The 18,115-nt window shown below is 57.7% G+C and carries 15 protein-coding genes; 4 read left to right on the forward strand and 11 right to left on the reverse strand.

The features are described from left to right. The first annotated feature begins 295 nt into the window (after window positions 1–295). The 3 genes from P9236_RS03335 to P9236_RS03345 all read left to right on the forward strand — a co-directional run bounded on the left by P9236_RS03335 (window position 296) and on the right by P9236_RS03345 (window position 4,666). Window positions 296–2,641 (forward strand): glycosyltransferase, encoded by a 2,346-nt coding sequence (locus tag P9236_RS03335; RefSeq protein ID WP_278073175.1) that lies wholly within the window; start codon window positions 296–298, stop codon window positions 2,639–2,641. Window positions 2,642–2,820: 179 nt separating this feature from the next. After that, a complete protein-coding gene (locus P9236_RS03340; protein ID WP_278073176.1) occupies window positions 2,821–3,783 on the forward strand; it encodes a glycosyltransferase in 963 nt (320 codons plus the stop codon). A gap of 184 nt (window positions 3,784–3,967) precedes the next feature. After that, on the forward strand, window positions 3,968–4,666 hold the full coding sequence (locus P9236_RS03345; protein WP_278073177.1) for a DUF1698 domain-containing protein: 699 nt from the start codon (window positions 3,968–3,970) through the stop codon (window positions 4,664–4,666). Here P9236_RS03345 and P9236_RS03350 read toward each other — a convergent pair. From P9236_RS03350 to P9236_RS03395, 10 genes are all read right to left on the reverse strand, one after another. Further along, window positions 4,663–5,421, reverse strand: coding sequence for a sulfotransferase family 2 domain-containing protein (locus P9236_RS03350; protein ID WP_278073178.1), 759 nt, complete (start codon window positions 5,419–5,421; stop codon window positions 4,663–4,665). The genes P9236_RS03345 and P9236_RS03350 overlap by 4 nt on opposite strands. Window positions 5,422–5,674: 253 nt before the next feature. Beyond that, window positions 5,675–7,141 carry an FkbM family methyltransferase gene (locus P9236_RS03355; RefSeq protein ID WP_278073179.1) on the reverse strand — a complete coding sequence of 489 codons (1,467 nt, stop codon included), beginning with the start codon at window positions 7,139–7,141 and terminating at the stop codon, window positions 5,675–5,677. A 98-nt stretch (window positions 7,142–7,239) separates the two neighbouring features. Further along, window positions 7,240–7,980: an ABC transporter ATP-binding protein gene (locus P9236_RS03360; protein WP_278073180.1), complete on the reverse strand. Its 741-nt coding sequence runs from the start codon at window positions 7,978–7,980 to the stop codon at window positions 7,240–7,242. A 6-nt stretch (window positions 7,981–7,986) separates the two neighbouring features. Further along, window positions 7,987–8,796 (reverse strand): ABC transporter permease, encoded by an 810-nt coding sequence (locus tag P9236_RS03365; RefSeq protein ID WP_278073181.1) that lies wholly within the window; start codon window positions 8,794–8,796, stop codon window positions 7,987–7,989. 51 nt (window positions 8,797–8,847) lie between these two features. Continuing rightward, on the reverse strand, window positions 8,848–10,092 hold the full coding sequence (locus tag P9236_RS03370) for a class I SAM-dependent methyltransferase (RefSeq protein WP_278073182.1): 1,245 nt from the start codon (window positions 10,090–10,092) through the stop codon (window positions 8,848–8,850). A 71-nt stretch (window positions 10,093–10,163) separates the two neighbouring features. Continuing rightward, window positions 10,164–11,120: an NAD-dependent epimerase/dehydratase family protein gene (locus P9236_RS03375; RefSeq protein WP_278073183.1), complete on the reverse strand. Its 957-nt coding sequence runs from the start codon at window positions 11,118–11,120 to the stop codon at window positions 10,164–10,166. A 20-nt stretch (window positions 11,121–11,140) separates the two neighbouring features. Beyond that, window positions 11,141–12,130, reverse strand: a complete 990-nt coding sequence (gene gmd / locus P9236_RS03380) for a GDP-mannose 4,6-dehydratase (RefSeq protein WP_278073184.1) — start codon at window positions 12,128–12,130, stop codon at window positions 11,141–11,143. A 109-nt stretch (window positions 12,131–12,239) separates the two neighbouring features. After that, window positions 12,240–13,655: a mannose-1-phosphate guanylyltransferase/mannose-6-phosphate isomerase gene (locus P9236_RS03385; protein WP_278073185.1), complete on the reverse strand. Its 1,416-nt coding sequence runs from the start codon at window positions 13,653–13,655 to the stop codon at window positions 12,240–12,242. 3 nt (window positions 13,656–13,658) lie between these two features. Next, complete coding sequence (locus tag P9236_RS03390; RefSeq protein ID WP_278073186.1) at window positions 13,659–15,134, reverse strand: phosphomannomutase; 1,476 nt, start codon at window positions 15,132–15,134, stop codon at window positions 13,659–13,661. A 377-nt stretch (window positions 15,135–15,511) separates the two neighbouring features. Continuing rightward, window positions 15,512–16,105 (reverse strand): biotin transporter BioY, encoded by a 594-nt coding sequence (locus tag P9236_RS03395; protein WP_278073187.1) that lies wholly within the window; start codon window positions 16,103–16,105, stop codon window positions 15,512–15,514. Between the two features lie 201 nt (window positions 16,106–16,306). On the opposite strand from P9236_RS03395, the gene P9236_RS03400 reads away from it, so the two are divergent. After that, entirely contained in the window at window positions 16,307–17,212 is a 906-nt protein-coding gene (locus P9236_RS03400; protein WP_278073188.1) for an MBL fold metallo-hydrolase, read from the forward strand. A 57-nt stretch (window positions 17,213–17,269) separates the two neighbouring features. Here P9236_RS03400 and P9236_RS03405 read toward each other — a convergent pair whose 3' ends face one another. Next, entirely contained in the window at window positions 17,270–18,055 is a 786-nt protein-coding gene (locus P9236_RS03405) for a DUF1499 domain-containing protein (RefSeq protein ID WP_278073189.1), read from the reverse strand. Between the last annotated feature and the right edge of the window lie 60 nt (window positions 18,056–18,115).

The raw sequence follows: 18,115 nt of genomic DNA on the forward strand, positions 1-18,115 counted from the left end.
AAGAGCGGTGTCTGGTATTGCAGTGCACCATCGCTTGTCAAATTCGTAGGCCCTATGGTCGACAGCGATACATGCACAGAAAATGCAGCAGGGAGACGGCAGACAACGAACGGCAAATGAATGCGATTAAGCTGTTTGCCGCCATCCTGCCTTTGACCTTTGAGGCCGTGACGTCCGGCCTAGTGTGCAACGATAGTCCGACTTGCGTTCCTCTGAGTGAAGGGGTGAGCCTTTTCGCTTGCCATCTTTCGTTTCCGCCGAGTAGGAAGCGGATGCTAAAGGGTTGAGTTGCGGCATGAACAATTGCGAACGGCTAATCGTATTTGACATGAGATGCCTACAAGACCCCGCTTACAAGGATCGCGGAGTCGGCAAGCTATCTGCGAATCTGGTCAGGAACGTCCGTAAATTTTGGAAAGGAGTCGAGACATCGACTCTCGGCTTGGTCGATCCGAGCCTGCCGCGTCTGGACGACCGCTTTGCTGGCCTCGTCGATCAGATTCAGAAGAACGCTTATCTAGGTGTCAAAAGGTGTTCGACGGTTCTTCTCGAACTGTCCCCAATGACCCACGATCCGTTATTCCTAGGCCGTACAGTGAACGATCCGGACATCCTCAAACTTGCGATCGTCTACGACTTCATTCCACTCATGAAGCCTGAGCGCTATCTGCCAACTGCCTCCAATCGGCTCGACTATCATACTCAGCTCATCTGGCTTTCTCGCTATGATCATTTTTTCCCTATCTCGCAACATACATCCGATGAACTTCGGCGCATCCTCAACGTAAGTCCGACGCGCATTACGAACACTGGAGCGCCGATTGATAGCGCCTTTGAACGCGTCGACACTTTCCGGCGGCGAGCGGAAATTTCCGAGCGCTACGTGCTTGCCTGTGGCGGAGCCGAACCGCGGAAGAATGTCGAGTGCCCTATCCTTGCCCACGCAGGAAGCCGTGACATGCAAGACGCTCGCGTTCAGCTTGTGGTCACCGGAAATTACCCGCCGGCTTGGCAGGAGCGTTTGCGCGATCTGTATGTCAGCAATGGCGGCAGACCGGAGCTTCTGATTTTTCCTGGCTTTGTCGATGAAGATGATCTCGTATCGATCTACCGCGGCGCGCGATGTACGGTCGTTGCAGCGCAGATGGAAGGGTTCTCGATGCCCGTCGTCGAGGCGATGGCAGCTGGCTCGCCGGTGATCGCATCTTCCATCCCTGCTCACAAGGAGTTGGTCGGTCGGAGCGATTTGATGTTTCCTCCGGAAGACGTCGAGGAGGTCAGGAAGAAGGTCGAAACGCTCGTCCTGGATTCAACGAGGCGGACTGAAATCGTTCAGGACCAGTCGACGCGGTGGCAGCGGTTTCGAGCTGACAAAATTGCAAGTGAATTTTGGGCGAAGGCAAGCGATTTGGTTGCGCATAGCCGCCCCAGGCCCACAGGCGTCCTCAGAGGCGCACGACCACGAATTGCATTTCTGAGTCCCATGCCGCCAGACCAGTCCGGGGTTGCCGATTATTCGGCGGCGACAATCCGCGAACTCGGGAAATTGGTAGATGTAGATGTTTTTTCAAAACATGCACCCGTAGCCGTGCCTGAAGGAGCCACGTCAGCGCAGCAGATTACGGCTCTTCCATACTTGTCTTCCAGCTTTGATCGAGTAGTCGGAGTGGTTGGAAACTCACATTTTCATCTGGAGGTATTTCATCTTCTTGAAAGATACGGCGGGGCTTGCATTGAGCACGATAACCGCCTTCTGGGCTTCTATAGAATTCTCCTGGGCTCGTCACGCGCCCGCGCCCTTGCGGAGCGCGAACTCGGGCGACCTGTGATGGAGGAAGAGATCGTTTCTTGGCTGCAAGATGAATCGAAGCTTCAGGCGACGTTTCTTGGGGAGATCGCTGACTGGGCGTCGCCCATGTTCGTCCATTCACGCGTAACGGCCCAGATTGTACAAGATCGCTTTTCCAAAACAGCGATTTACCTACCCTTTTCAATTTATCGGCAGTGGGATATCGACCCGACAGATCAAGCGTTAAAGATTGCGGCCAGAAATCGGATCGGTGTCGATCCAAAGGAGTTTTCAATCATATCACTCGGTTATGTTCATTCTAACAAGGCCGCTGAAGAGTGCATATGGGCTGTCGACCTTCTGCGCGGTTGGAACATTCGAACGAAACTGTATTTCGTCGGCGGATTTGCCGAAGATGAAGGCAGATTCAGGAATTTGGTATCCAGCCTTGGTTTAATGGATCACGTAGTCTTTTTATCGGAATTTGTCAGCGAAGCACAATATCGAGATTACTTGCTTGCGGCCGACGCAGCAGTTCAACTTAGAACCCACTTCTTTGGAGGCTTGTCCGGCGCGTTGCTCGATTGTATCGCCGTCGGGTTGCCCACCGTTGCAAACGAGGATCTGGCACTGGCAATGGAGAGCCCGACTTATGTCTCATCCATACCGGATCATCCGAGCCCGGTGCTCATCGCGGAGACGCTGGCCGAGATTAGCCAGAAGGGCTCGAATCGGTCCCAATTTGATGAAGCGCGGCGACATTACTGCGAAGTTCACAGCTTCAAAAATTATGCGCAGCAATTGTGTGAGGGACTAGGCTTTGAGACTCCCGCCAATCAACTAAGGCCTTAAGAGCGTTGTCACCAGTCCCAATCTTTGTCGATCTAACCGAGTTGACGACTTATCCATTCCGTACGGGTATCCAGCGGGTAGAACGCGAGATCTTGCGCCGCTGGCCTGGTCCGCGGCCGCTAGTGCCGTGTCGGTTCGATACGGAGAAGTTGGATTTTTGCGCGCTTCCGGACGCGATAGTGGAAATACTCACCAGAAACGAAAATCGGTCTATGGAAGACGACAAAGAACAACTTCTGATGCATCTTCATAAAGGGACCCCGATACCGACTGATAGCCTCAGAGCCGGCTTACACAATCCCGAAGTATTTTACGATCCGCGGCGTGCCGAAGCATATCTATCTCTGTGCCGTAAGGGCGCCGCTTCGGTCAGTTGGCTGGTTTACGATTTCCTGCCCTACCTTCGCCCACAAGACTACGAGGCCAGAAAGACGCACCAGCTGATGCACTATTTGCGCGCGCTCCGCGAAATACCGCACACGGCGTTTATCAGCGAAGCTACTCGCCGCGACTACGTACATCGCGTCATACGCGATGTTGGCCGCGCAGGTCCGGCCATTCCCCTCGGAGGCGACAGTGTTGCAATACCTCCGCAAAAGTTCGCTCCCCAAAGCCGAATGTTTACATATGTCGGGACAATCGAGCCCAGAAAAAATGTGGCTGATATTCTTGAGGCTTTTGAGACACTTTGGCGGCGGGATATTGATGTCGAGTTGACGGTTATTGGTCGAATAGACGGTCGATCGACGCGCGAGCCTGAGATCCTCAAACGCCTCAAGACTGAATCGCGGTTCAAATATCTGGGCCACGCAAGTGATGACGCGATAAGACAAACTCTGCAGAGCACCAGAGCAACGCTATTCGTCAGCTCAATGGAAGGCTTTGGCATTCCGCCATTTGAGAGCCTGGCAAGCGGTATTCCAGTCATAGCATCCGCCAATTTGCCAAGCCTTGACATGCTTCCGAATGGCGGCCGCATCATCCTCGACGAGATTAGCCCCAAGGCGATCGCGAGCGCAGTGCTTCAGCTGCTCGACGACCAATTCGCGGAAAGACTGTGGGGCGAGGTGGCGCAGCTGCGAATACCGACCTGGGACGGGTTTGTGCAGAGATTTGCGTCTTGGCTGCACAGCGTAGGGTAGCGTTCTCGCAGCACGCTGTTGGAGCGAGCGCAAGGGCGAGCACTTCCGTGCTCCTCACAGGCCACCACGATCGCTTCTTGGATTGTAGTAGAGACTATCTAGCAGTTGAGGAGCTATTCGACGCAGTCGGAACCTGATATCATAATTATTGTTATCTATCGCTAATTTTACCTGGGAGGCAAATGTGAATCTGTTTAAGCGCACGAATCGAACGCAGGAGAAAGAAGATCTGCAACGCCGGGTAAATGAGCTCCCCTGGCACCATCAGATTGATTTTGGCGAGGGGGTTCTTTCACCTGGAAACACGCCGATTGGTGTTCTTCGGAACCAAGCGGATGTCTATTTTGACGGAATCATCCATGGGAAGACGTTCCTGGATATTGGAGCGTGGGACGGTTTCAACAGTTTTGAAGCACACAGGCGTGGTGCATCAAGGGTCCTTGCCACAGATCATTTCGCATGGTCGGAGCAGTGTTGGGGCGACCGCCGCGCCTTTGATCTAGCACGAAGCCGGATAGCGCCAGAAGTCGAAGTGATGGATATCGACATCCCCGAAATGAACCACGAAACGGTCGGGAGGTTCGACGTCGTTCTTTTCGCGGGGGTTTTTTATCATCTTCGTCACCCCTTTGCCGTGCTGGAGCAGATATCCGACTTGGCCAAAGAATGGCTTATTGTGGAAACGCACCTAGACGCACTAGACTACGACAGACCCTCGATGGTGTTTTACCCAACGAACGAGCTTGCAAACGACAACACCAACTGGTGGGGTCCTAATCCGGCATGCGTCATTGCCATGCTGAAGGACGTGGGCTTCACAACCGTCGAATACGTCGTCCACCCCAACCACCCTAATCGTGGTATTTTTCGCGCCAAACGCTAGAGTGACTGTACCTTTCGCGTAAACGTGAATATCGACCGCAAAGCGTTAGACGCGGTTCGAAGCGGGGAGCGGCTCAGTTTCTGGTTCGTTGTTTTGCTGTGGTCGAGCGTTACGCGGGCTAAGAGTTCTCGATCTTCATAGAGAATAGCTCCCAAGTATTCTTTAGATTTCGTTGAAAGATTCAGAATTTCTTTGGAAGATCTGACGTTCTCTTTAGGAAACGGCAAGTGTCCCAACCCAAGCTTTTCTGCAATGTAGCCAAGAAGTTTGTCCGCATCAGAGAACTCGGCGAGTCCTGTATTTCCGTCATCCACAAGCCTGCTCGCCGCGCCCCGCTCCGTTCCAAGGCCCAAGAATGCGCACTGTTGATTCGCGATATGTTGGCCGAACTGGCCGTTTAGGTCGCAATTGATGTCTCCGGTGAGCCCCAATACTTCTGCTTCAGATGGTATGCTCATCAAGTGGCTATAATAGCTCTCGGCTCGACTAAACGGTTCACGCACAAGAGAAATAAACGTTTTTTCGAACGGAATGTTGCCAGCCTGATCCCGCGTGAAGTGGCCTCCTATAACCTTGAAGCGATCGAAATCACAGGCCCCTTGAAGGTCCGCAAATCCAAAATTGACACCTAGCCATCCGACCCGCTCATGGCCGAGGAGTTGGCAAAAATAATGATAGACGCTGGTTCCGGCGGTTTTAGGAATATGTAGGAAAATAATCCTATCGGTCTCACGCATTTTGTGAGGCAGTAGCATTGAACCGTTATCTCCGCAGGGCCGCATCAACAATACTAGGGTTAGCAGACGTGCAAGAATCTGCATTTTGGCTTTAAGATGTTGCTAATAAAACATGGAGCGCGGCCGGTTACAAGATTCCGCTTTGGCAGACCAACAAGAATCAGCGAGCTTCAATTGCTTGACTATTCGCGGGAAAGTTGCAGATCAGGGGATGAGGTACCGACCTGGGAAAGATTCGTGCAGAGACCGCATCATGCCTGCAGGGTGTCGACTAACGCTCTCGCGGCGGGTTTGAAGCTATAGTGAGGGCAAGCATTTCCAAGCTTTTGGCGAGCTCGGCTTGCTCCTGTCCGAGTGTGTGAACACCCTGTGGACGTAGCTGATCCAGGCGCTCAAAAACCGGTTGCAGGAGGAAAGTCCTGAGCCTCCACATGACTGGGCGCACGACTGGCCTGAACAGAACCTTGTAGATGCCAAAAGCGACTTTCTTCGTGATCGATTGGCGATCTTGAACCGCATCGGAGGGCGATGAAAAATTGGTCGACGAAACCATGAGGCTCCTCGTTTGGGTGGGGTGAACGTCGCTGTTACGACGGACAGTATGATGAACTCGGCGAAAGAGCCGGGCCAATGGGAGCACGGACCTCAAGGCTCGCGGGCCACCCTCGTCGCGAAGTTCAAGGACGAGGCTGTCGTAACGCGCCGCACGAAAGATCGCAAAGGCGTGTGAGTGACGTTCTTGCTCTAGCTGCTCAGATAGGGCTGCCACCTGGGCTCTAAAACGCGCGGCTTCGACCTCTGCCCGTTCCTGTTCTTGCCTAAGCTGCTTAGATAGGACTGCCACCTGAACCATCAGACGCTTGCCTTCGGCCTCCGCCTGCTCAATTTCCGCAGTAAGATCATTCGAATGCTTTTGGATTTGCACGCTCTTTTGGCGAAGAGCATCACATTCTGCGGAAAATTCATCTCGCTCCACAATGGTCCGCCTGCGTTCAGCTTCTAGTTGCTCCACTGCTTTGCTCGCATGCCATCGGGCAAACGTCACGTAGTTATCGAGAACATTCACGGGCGCTTGGAAATAACGAAGTAGCTCTCGGCTCTCGTCCCTCACATAAAAGACATTTATGCCGTCGAAATATGCCCTCAGGAACCCGTTCGCGAGCAGAGTGGGCTCCCAACTCTGATTAACAAGCTGATTCGACCACGGCGCGGTTGCCTCAATCACAAGCACCTGTGGTCGAACTGAGTTCCAGTTTGTCGCCCGAATGATTGCAGCCTCGGAGCCCTCCACGTCTATCTTAAGAAAATTGATCTCTCGTCCCCTTGCATGCTGAGCAACGAGATTGTCCAACGTCATAGCTTGGATTCGAAGCATTTCCCCTTCGCTGTCAGCATTGACCATCTCTTCGGCCACTTTAGACATGCCAGGATCAGACTGATTCTCGAAGAAATAAACTTCACCCTCCTGATCTATAATTGCAGCTCTCACGTTTATGTCGCGCGACCGTTCACGTGCTAACTCGTCGAAAACCGATCCGGGTTCGACATTTATGCCGGACCATCCGCGGTCATAGAAAGTTTTGGTGACAGATCCGATTGTTGGGTGGTAGGCGCCGATGTCTATATAGAAGCCATTCACAGCATCTTTGAAGATACGGTTGAGCAAAACGTCTTCACGATTTTGAGCGTAACTGATCATAACGGGTGCAGAGCATAGCGGCATAGCGTCTGTACTCATGGCTCTCAGTGCCTTTCACTTGAGTCGTACGAGCTCCGTACTGCCGTAGCTATGTCATCAACCTTAGCCGGAGTCGCTTCAAGTCAGTTGGATAGCTCTCAACCAAAATAGGCCGGCAAAACTTCATTGGCAGACCCGTCCATCCGCACACGACCGTGCTCCATCCACAAAATACGATTACAATTTTTCTGCAGCAGGTCGCGCGAGTGGCTGGCAAGGACCAATATCTTGGTCGTGTCGACGATCTCACGCAGCCGCTTGTCGGCCTTGTGCTTGAAATCCTCGTCGCCGGTGGAGAGCCATTCGTCCATGACGAGTATTTCCGGCCGAATTGCCGTGGAGGTCGAGAAAGCCAGGCGAAGCTGCATGCCGGAGGAGTATGTCCGGAACGGCATATCGAGGAATTCACCCAATCCGGTGAACTCGGCGATCTCGTCGAATTGTTCCCGCAATTGTTCTGGCCGCATGCCCATCATGGCTGCACGGAGCTTGATGTTTTCGCGGCCTGTCGCTTCCGGATCGATGCCAAGCGAGATGTTGATGAGCGAGACGCACTCGCCGTGAATGACTGCGGATCCGCCTGTCGGCCGATAGATGCCCGACAGCACACGAAGCAGCGTCGTCTTGCCGGCGCCGTTGTGGCCGACGAGGCCGATCCTGTCCCCTTCCTTCAAGGAAAGGCTGACATTCTCGAGTCCGCGTACAATGACGTGCCCATCCCCCCGACGGTCGATCGCACCTCCAGTCGCGACGCTAAGCACCCGGTTCTTGAGAGAGCGGCTTGCCGCATTGAAAACCGGAAATTCGACCGAGACGCCGGCCAAGGTGATCGAGACCATAGGAATTCAAAGCCAATAGGGAATACGGTGACGGTAACGGCCAAACAGAAGCATTGCGACCGTCCAGCCGACGGCCGCGAACGCTATGCATGCCACCCAACTGGTTGTGGATGGCAATTCGCCCAGAAGCGGTTTCCGCACCACGCCGATGAGATGGTAGAAGGGGTTGAGATCCAACAAGAGCCGCGAAATGCCTTCCGGAAGCGTGCGTGGCATCCACATCACTGGGGTCAGGTACATAATGACCAGCAGGAGATTCTGCATCACTTGCGTCATGTCGCGATATCGGGCGCATAGCACGCCGAGAATGAGCATGATCCAAAGCAAGTTGAGCGACAAAATGACGAACCCGGGCGCCGCCAGGAAAACGTACCATGTCGGCATGCGCCCGACGGCCAGCAGGACAAGAGGATATATGAGAATGTTGTGGCCAAGAATGATCGCGTTGCGGTACAGCGTCCGCAATACATGGGTGAAGAGCGGCATGCGCACCTGCAGGATGATGCCCTCCGCGCCTATGAAGGCGGTGCACCCCTCGTTGATGGACTGCGAGATGAAACTCCAGAAAATCAAACTGACGCAGATATAGGGAAGAAACTCCTGCATAGGAGAACGGAAAAGCGTGCCGAAGACGAACCCGAGCGCGCCAATCAGAACACCCATGTTGACGGTCAGCCAAAACGCTCCGACCCGAGAGCGCCGGTAACGCTGCGCCACGTCCTGCCAACTGAAAGTCGTCGCAAGATGATGCTTCTCCAGCGCGGCGCTTATGTCGGCGAATGCCTCTGTAAGGACGCCCGTCTTGGTTGGCGACATGTGTTGAGATGTCCCGATCGTGTGTTCCTGAGCCAAGCTCTAACTGCCGCTCTATATGATCTCGATTTCCGGGAACGGGAAGATGAACTTGCCTCCGTCCGCTAGGTATTCACGTTCCCGGCGCAGGATGCCGTCCTTGAAATGCCAGGGCAGGACCAGAAAATAATCCGGCTTCATCGCTCTCGCGTCCGTTTCGGAAATGATCGGTATGTGCGTTCCGGGGGTCATGCGGCCGAACTTTTCCTGGTTGACTTCGGCGATCGCCGGAATTTCGGCCGCCGTTAAGTTGCAGAACTGCAGGACGACATTGCCCTTCGTCGAGGCGCCGTAGCCCAGCACCTTCTTGCCGTCGGCGACGAGCGCCCGAATGAGGCGCGACAGGTCATCCCTGTGCCGAAACACGCGCTCCTCGAAGTCGCGGAACGGCCGCGGTGTGGACAGCCCCATGCGGTCTTCCTGCTCCAGCAGCCAATCGATGACGGCTTGGTCCGCTTTGAGGCTCTTGTTGCCCTTGTGGGCGGCGGTGACCGCGAAACTGCCGCCATTGATATTGTTCATGACGACATTGACGATCTTGAGACCGGCCGCCTCAAGGATCTTCGCGACGACTCCGAGAGAATAATATTCGATGTGCTCGTGGCAGATCGTGTCGTAGGAGTTGAGGCGAAGCATGGACGGCATGTAGCTCTGCTCGAAATGCCAGATGCCATCCTCGGCGAGCACCTCGGCCACCTGGCGGGCAAACGCGATGGGATCTTCCAGATCATAGAACATGGCGATCGACGTGACGATTTTCGCGCACCTTTGCGAGGCACCGCGATATGCTTCGGCGGAAAAGAAATCCGGCACCAGCTTCACATCGTCCGGATAATACTGCGCAAACTTCTTGCCGGTCGGATCGATGCCAATTCGGGTCAGTCCCGCGGTCGAGTAGGCCTTGAGGGTCGTGCAATCGTTGCTCCCGATATCGAGGACGACGTCGCCGCCGCGCGGAGAGGCAAGCCTTTCCAGGAACCGGACCTTGTGCGTCAGGTGATCGACCATCGACTGGTTGAGGCCTGAGCGATAGCCGTAGTTGTCACCGTACATTTCGCTCGGCTCATAGGAATGCTTCAGCTGCAAAAGCCCGCTGGACGGGGACCAGACCAATTCGAGCGGCCCTTTGGTAACGGGTTCGGAGGCCGATTTCGGAAACACGCCTGTCAGCGCCTGCTCACCGAGATTGAGCACTGAGACGAGATCCTTCTCCTTGCCGACACGGCAGGCCTCGATAGCGTGATAACTTACCTCGTTCATGATTTCTGCACTCTCAAGTTGTTGATCAGGGGGCGGGTTGCCTAGTTCGCTGCAAGCCAATTCAACGCCGTTTACGCTTGGGTTACGCGTGCGCGGCAATCGTTCAGAACCGCACCGAGCGTCGCCTCGAAGCGATGTATGGGCGCCCAGCCAAGTTGCTCACGAGCGCGGGTTCCGTCTCCGACGATGCGCGGCAGGTCGCTCGGCCGCAGCCGCAGGAGGTCTTGCTCCGTGGCGATCTTGACGCTGCTCTGCGCCAGGAGCCGCTCCAAGATATTTCCCATCCGCCATGATATGCCGGATGCTATGTTGAAAATCGTGTTCGGTGCGAGATCGGAGCTGCTCAGCACCACGCGCGCGTAGGCGTTGGCGACGTCGCGCGCATCCAGAAAATCCCGCTCCGCATCCAGATTGCCGACGCGAATGACCGGGGGAGCCAGACCCGCTTCGATCCGCGCGATCTGCATGGCAAAGGCCGGCACGGCAAACGCTTCCGTTTGCCCCGGTCCGGTGTGATTGAAGGGGCGCAGGCGAATGCATTTGAGACCGCGACGCGAAAGCGCCCCCAACGCGAGATCGGCCGCCGCCTTGGTGACGGCATAGTCGTCGACAGGCGCAAGCAACGCGCTCTCGTCGAGCGGCAGGCCTGCCTTCGCACTTTCACCGTATACCAGGCCGGACCCTACGTGGAGCAGCCAACACTCCGGTGCCTTCTCGAGGATAGCGTGGGCCACGTTCAGCGCGCCTTGCACATGGATGCGCCAAGTGTTTTCGGGGTCGGCCCGCGCGGCTCCCAGCGCCGCGACGGCAGCCAGGTGAACGATATGCGTTGGCCTATGACGAACGATCGCGTCTTGGACAGCAACCTTGTCGGTCACGTCCAGCGCTTCGACCTGGCGGAATACGGGATGTGGCCCTCCATCCTTGGAGGTCGCAATCACGGCTATGTCGCTGCCGCAAACGCCGCGCAGCGCGTCGAAAACATAGGGACCGACAAAGCCCCTCGCACCCGTGATCAAAACCCGCATGCCGACCTCGCTACCGCATGTCACAGGTGCTGGTCGCGCCTGACACGCTCAAGGTCGGCTTCGACCATTTCAACGACAAGCTCCTTGAGGCTCGTTTCCGCTTCCCAGCCCAACTTCTCTTTGGCCTTGGCTGGATTGCCATGCAAGACTTCAACTTCCGCGGGCCTCAGGAAACGTTTGTCGATCGTGACGTGGTCTTCCATGTTCAGGCCAACGTGCTCGAATGCAAGCTTGCAGAACTCCCGAACCGATTGGGTGCTGCCGGTCGCGACAACATAGTCGCTCGCGGTATCCTGCTGCACCATTAACCACATGGCCTTAACATAGTCACGCGCGTGCCCCCAATCGCGCTTGGCATCGAGGTTGCCGAGGGCCAGATCCTTCCGCAACCCCAGCTTGATGCGCGCCACACCATCGGTGATCTTGCGCGTGACGAATTCGATACCCCGCAAAGGCGATTCATGGTTGAAGAGAATTCCGCTCGAAGCGTGGAGCCCAAAACTCTCGCGGTAATTGACCGTCATCCAATGCGCATAGAGTTTTGCCGCCGCATATGGAGAGCGCGGATAGAAGGGGGTTTTCTCCGACTGAATGGGCTCCTGGATAAGCCCGAACATCTCAGATGAGGACGCTTGGTAGAAGCGGGCTTCGGGACGCGCTATCCGCACTGCTTCCAACATATTGGCGGCCCCAAGGCCGGTCACCGAGCCGGTCAACAACGGCTGCTGCCAGGACGACTTGACGAAAGATTGCGCCGCAAGATTGTAAACTTCGTCGGGACGAACCTCGCCAAGCACCCGAATAAGGCCAGACAGGTCAGTCAAGTTGCCGTCATGGAGCTCGATCTTGTCCGCGATCCCGAGCCATTTCAGCCGGGATCCGACCACATCGGCTGAAGCGCTGCGCCGCAGCAGGCCGTGGACCTCGTATCCCTTCTCAAGCAAGAACTTCGAGAGATACGCTCCATCTTGTCCTGTGACGCCGGTAATAAATGCTTTCTTGGAAGTCATCGCTAGGCCGTTTCCGTTCAATCATCGTTTCCAAAGAGACCGCAAAACGTTCATCCCGCGCCAAGAGCGCCGGCGACTTTGCGGGTATGTCGTCGTCACCTCAACCGAGCTACGTCCGTCCATAAACGTCATCGAACCGCACGATGTCGTCTTCGCCGAGATATTCGCCGCTTTGCACCTCGATCATCACAAGCGGAAGGATGCCCGGGTTTTCCAGGCGATGCTTGTGGCCGCAAGGAATATAGGTGGACTGGTTGGTCGTGAGCAGGATTTCATTCTCGCCATTTACGACCTTCGCGGTTCCACTCACCACCACCCAGTGCTCGGAGCGGTGGTGATGCGCCTGAAGACTTAGCCGGGCGCTCGGTTTCACCTCAATCCGCTTGATCTTGAAGCGGTGCCCCTCCTCCAGGACGGTATAGGTACCCCACGGGCGATGCACCGTGCGATGCAGCGTCGCGGTCTCATGCCCATCCGCCTTGAGGCGGTTATAGAGGTCCTTCACTTCCTGTGCCTTGTCCTTGTGCGCGACCAGAAGCGCGTCCGGCGTGTCGACAATCAAAAGATCCGACACGCCGACAAGGCCGACCAGCCGATCTTCGCTGTGCACGTAGCAGTTCGCCGCGTCGTGCAGGATTGCTTCGCCTGTGGCCCGGTTGCCCCTGTCGTCGGCCGAAACAAGCTCCGACAGCACGGACCATGAGCCGATGTCCGACCAGTCGAAGCCGCAGGGGACGAAGCCCACGTTCCCGGCCTTCTCCATCACTGCATAGTCGATGGAAACGGCGGGAACGGCCGCGAAGCCGTCCCTGTCTACCTCAACGGTAAGCCGATCCGTTGCGTCACTTGTCCTGCCTTTCTCGAGGGCCGCGCGCGCGCTGGACAAGATATCCGGGCACAGGTCCCGCATGGCTTCGATCATCGAGCCGGCCGTAAAACAGAACATGCCCGAGTTCCAAAAGAAACGACCGCTGGCGATAAATTGGGCTGCCGCGGTCGCATTCGGCTTTTCCACGAACCGAAGGACCCTGTCCTCCTCGGCCTCGATATAGCCAAAGCCCGTTTCAGGGCGATCGGGCTTCACCCCGAACGTGACGATCTGGCCCGAAGCCGCAAGCGCGGCCGCTCTCGCCACGCTCGCGCGGAAGCCATCTTGATCCAATATCAGATGATCCGCGGGGAGCACCAGGAGAATGGCGTCCGGATTCTGCCCGGCGACATGCAATGCCGCCAGCGCAACCGCTGCCGCGGTGTCGCGGCCGAACGGCTCCAACAGAAACGTGTTCTTCACGCCTGGCGCCGCCACCTCCGCATATTCATCGGCCGTGAGAAACAACAGATCGCGGTTGGTGACCGTTACGACATGATCGACGCCTTCGATCTCCACGGCGCGGGCGTAGGTTTTCCGAATGAGCGTCCCACCCTCCGGCAGAGGGATAAAGGGCTTCGGATGCGAGGCACGGGAAATCGGCCAGAGCCGAGAACCGACACCGCCGCTTATGATGACAGGAACGATATTGGTCAAAGTTCAACTTTCCAGGATCTGAGCTCGGCCAAGGGCGAGGCCCCAATCGAGCAATTCGTTTGCACGGGATTCGGCTTTTGCTTCGACGTAGCACCGCAATTCGGGTGCATTACCCGACGCACGGAAGTGTACGACTTCTCCGTTACGGGCGGTGATACGCACGCCATCATGGTTGTTAATGTCCGCGACGCCCCCGAGAGCAGCGAAGATATTGTCGGCATAGGCTGCGTCAGCCGCCATCCTGCCGAGAAAGGACGCGCTGTTTTCGGTTGGCACTCCTTCAAGCCGACCACTTGCACCGGCAAGAAAGCGAAAGTCTGCCGCTATCTCGGCCAGCGGGCGGCCGGTCTGTGCAATCGCTGAAAGAGCGCAAAGAATTGGCAATATCGAATCCCGCGTCTGCAAAGCCGGGAGGATGCGCCCCCCTCGCTTGACGGACGATCCCAGGAGAACGCCGCCATTGGCCTCGAAGCCCACGACACATCTTACGCCCCCAGCAAGAGCGGTGCCGATACCTTCAATGACGTAGGGGGAACCCACGCGTGTACGAACGACCCTTGCGAAGTAGCCGCAGCGCTCCAGGCCAGAGTTGGAACTAACCGGTGTGACAACGCAGTCGGCGCCCAGGAAATGCGCAGTGATTGCGCCTATCAGATCGCCGCGCACGAAAATTCCGCGGGCATCCGCCACGAGCGGCCGGTCGCCATCGCCGTCGGTAGACACGATCGCGTCGAACGGCTCCGCCGCGGCCCATCCTTTGAGAAGTGCCACATCCTCTTGCCTGAGCGCTTCGGTATCGACCGGAATGAAGTGCGCGGCCCTGCCCAGAGGTATCGTCTCAGCGCCCAGTCCGCGAAGAATGTCGACGATGATGTCTCTTGCCACGGATGAATGCTGGTAGACGCCGACGCGCAGCCCCGAAAGGCTCCCTTTTTCGAAAAAACCCAGAAACCGGTCTGCGTAGCCTCGGGATGGCTCGGCGCCCAGCCGCACTGGGTCAACTGGCGACAATGATGGACCGACATTCCCCATGGCTGCGTGGATTTCGACGATCTCGCTTTCATCGCGTTTGTCGATCTCGCCGTCCGCCCGGTAGAATTTAAGCCCATTTCTGTCGTCGGGAATATGACTGCCGGTGATCATTATCGCCGGAGCGTTCTCGCTGTTGGCGTGAAGCGCGAGCGCTGGCGTTGGCAAGGCTCCGCAGTCGACCGGCACCAGCCCGATCTTGGCGATCGCGTCATGAACAAGCCGCGCGATGTCAGGACTGGACGACCGAAGATCACGTCCGACATAGACCTTCGAGCCCTCCTTCAGTGCGCCCCGGTCCAGAAGCATGCGCGCGAACGCGACCGTGTAGGCGAATGCCGGCGGTCCTCGAAGCTCGCTGACGAGACCGCGCAGTCCACTGGTACCGAACTTCAAGGTCACCCGTTGCCGCCCTTTCCGAGGAAATTTGACCGGATGCAAATCAGACAAGCTGACATCGTTTTCGCGCGGCCTGCGACAGCATTGAGGCGGATGCGGAGCATCGGATGACGCATCGCTACAAATCAAAGCCTGAGCAGGTTGCTGTATATTTCGGTTTAATATTAGACATATCTAATATTACTGGGCAGAGGAACGTTCCTCTGCCTTCAGCAAGGATAGTGCCTTTCAAGAAGGTCTCCTTGAGTTGCCGAGCCCCCCGACCCTGCAAGCTGCCCGTGCTTAGGTTTCGCGAAGTGGCTTGTCAATCTCTGGCTGAACCTACGCACAGCCGCTTCGCCATTTACATCAGACACCAGTCATCAAAGCAAAGAAGCCGGCGCGAACGCCGGCTTCTTTGGTCGATCTGTTATTGTTCGGACGGTATTTCACGTCCGCTTCGGCAGCAGCGCCCAGACGGCCGGCACGAGGCTGGCGGCCAGCGCCACCTTGATCAGGTCGCCGGCAATGAAGGGGACGACGCCGAACTGCCACGACTTTTCCGGACCGATGAGGGCCTCCAGCCAGGCAAAACCCATCGCCATCATGACGACCTCGGCCACGAGCATGGCGCCGAAGAGCCTGAAAGGATGCCGGTCCCAGCCGCGGTCGGCGGCCCAGCCGGCGATCGCCGCCATCACCACGAAGCCGGCGAGGTAGCCGCCGGTGGAGCCCAGCATATAGGCGATGCCGAGGCCCTTTTCCGGCGTGCCCTGGAAGACCGGCAGGCCGATCGCGCCCTCGGCGAGATAGAGGATGAGCGTCGCGACCGCGAGGCGCATGCCGAAGGCCGAGGCAATCAAGAGGACGGCAAGCGTCTGCAGTGAGATGTCGACGGGGCCAAGCACCACTTTCGTCTTCGCCGACAGGGTAAGCAGGAGGGTTCCGGCAAGCGCCAGAAAGAACTGCGTCGCCAGCCGCGCCGCGCCCTGGTCGGGCAGAGCGAGAGAAACGAGCGGACGCATCGTGGTTGCAGTTGCCATGGTCTTCCCCGTTGTGACTGATTTGCTGACTTTAAAGCGCATCGCGCAGAAACGGATCAGGCGACGCGCTTTAAAATTCTGTCTCGATGCCTGTCGTTCTCCCAAAACCGCTGCGCAGTTTTGGGCGACATGCACGATTTTCCTATATTGGCTTCGGGGGGAAGCGGCAATCGTTTTGCCGCCTGAGCAGCAGGACCGGGCATGACGCTAGAATTCGACACACGTTTCGATCCCGCCTACAGCCAGGCGGTCACCGTCGCGCCGGACGTCCAGCGCATCACAGCCCGCAACCCGAGCCCGTTCACCTTTCATGGCACCAATAGCTATCTCGTCGGCCGCGACACGCTTGCCGTGATCGATCCGGGACCGGATGACGATGAGCATCTGGCGACGCTGCTCGCGGCGATCGGCGGCAGGCCGGTCAGCCATATCTTCGTCAGCCACACCCACCGCGACCATTCGCCGCTCGCGGCGCGGTTGAAAGAGCGCACGGGCGCGATCGTGCTTGCCGAAGGCCCGCATCGGTCGGCGCGACCGTTGCGCATCGACGAGGTCAACCCGCTCGACGCCAGCGCCGATTTGACCTTCGTGCCCGATGTCGCGCTGGCCGACGGCAGCCTTACCGATGGCGACGGCTGGACGATGCGGACGGTGCTGACGCCCGGTCACACCGCCAATCACGCGGCCTTCGCGCTCGAAGGCACCGGCATGCTGTTTTCGGCCGACCACGTCATGGCCTGGGCGACGTCCATCGTGGCGCCCCCGGACGGCGCGATGGCCGACTATATGCAATCGCTCGACAGGCTGATCGAGCGCGGCGACCGCCTGCTGCTGCCCGGCCATGGCGGACCGGTGACGGCGCCGCGTAGCTTCATGCGCGGGCTGAAGACGCACCGCAAGATGCGCGAAAGGGCGATCCTGGAACGCATCCGTGGCGGCGACCGGACGATCAGGGACATGGTCGCGACGATCTATCGCGACACCGATCCGCGGCTCCACGGCGCCGCCGGGCTGTCGGTGCTTGCCCATCTCGAGGATCTTGTAGCCCGCGGCCTCGTCGCCACCGAGGGCGATCCTGCGATCGACGGTATGTTCAGGCCGGCGTGAGTTAGTTTTTACGCACTTCCGGACGGTAAACCGCTACACGCTTTTCCTGGAATTGCTCTATTCGGCCGGCGCCGCGCCGACCTGGCCGGCTACCTCCTGATCGAGCTCGCCGAGGAAATCTGTGATGCGCGCGGCATTGTCGCCCAAGTCGTAGCGGCCGTAGCGGGAGGCCGAGCGCATGTCGACGATTACCGAATCGCCGTCGTCGGTGACGCGGATGGCGACGTCGGCCGGCAGCCCGAGCACGAAGCCCCTGGCGACCGCATTGATCGTCGCCTCGCTCTGCCCGTTGATGTCCGGATAGGGCGCGGTCAGTTGCCAGTCACGCCGGTCGAGCACGGTTTCGACCGCGTCGACCACGGTTTCGAAGGGCAGATTGTAGCTACGCCCGGTGACCAGTGGATAGGCCTGCGCCTGCAGGCTCTGCTCGCCCGGGGTGGGCGGCGACAGCGCATTCATGTCGCTTGTCCGGTCGCCGGTGTCGAGCAGCGGCGGGTCGTCGAGGTCTGTCGAGATGTCGCGCAAGGGCGGGTAGATCGTCGCCCAGTAGACGGCGATGCCGAAAGGGGCAAGCACCAGCAGCGCCAGCAGCGCGCCGATGCTGAGGTCGCGGCCGCCGCGGTCGCCGAAATTCCACAGCCTCGACAAGGCAAGCCCGGCAAGCAGCAGCGCGAGCGCCGCAAGCAGCGCGGCGATCGCCAGCACCCACAGGAAGGGCGGCGTCTCGACAAGGTCCAGTCGGTAGCCGGCAAGGGCCGTCAGCAAAAGGACGAGCGAGAACGCTCCGATCCGCCGCGACCAGCCGGCCGCCCTCGACGTCTGCCGTTCAGGAATTGTAACCATCACCTGCCGCATTTACCCCAGCCCGGGCTGAGACTTAGATGTTTTTGGCGCGGGCTTGAA

This window comes from Mesorhizobium sp. WSM4884, assembly GCF_029625675.1.
GTDB lineage: Bacteria > Pseudomonadota > Alphaproteobacteria > Rhizobiales > Rhizobiaceae > Mesorhizobium.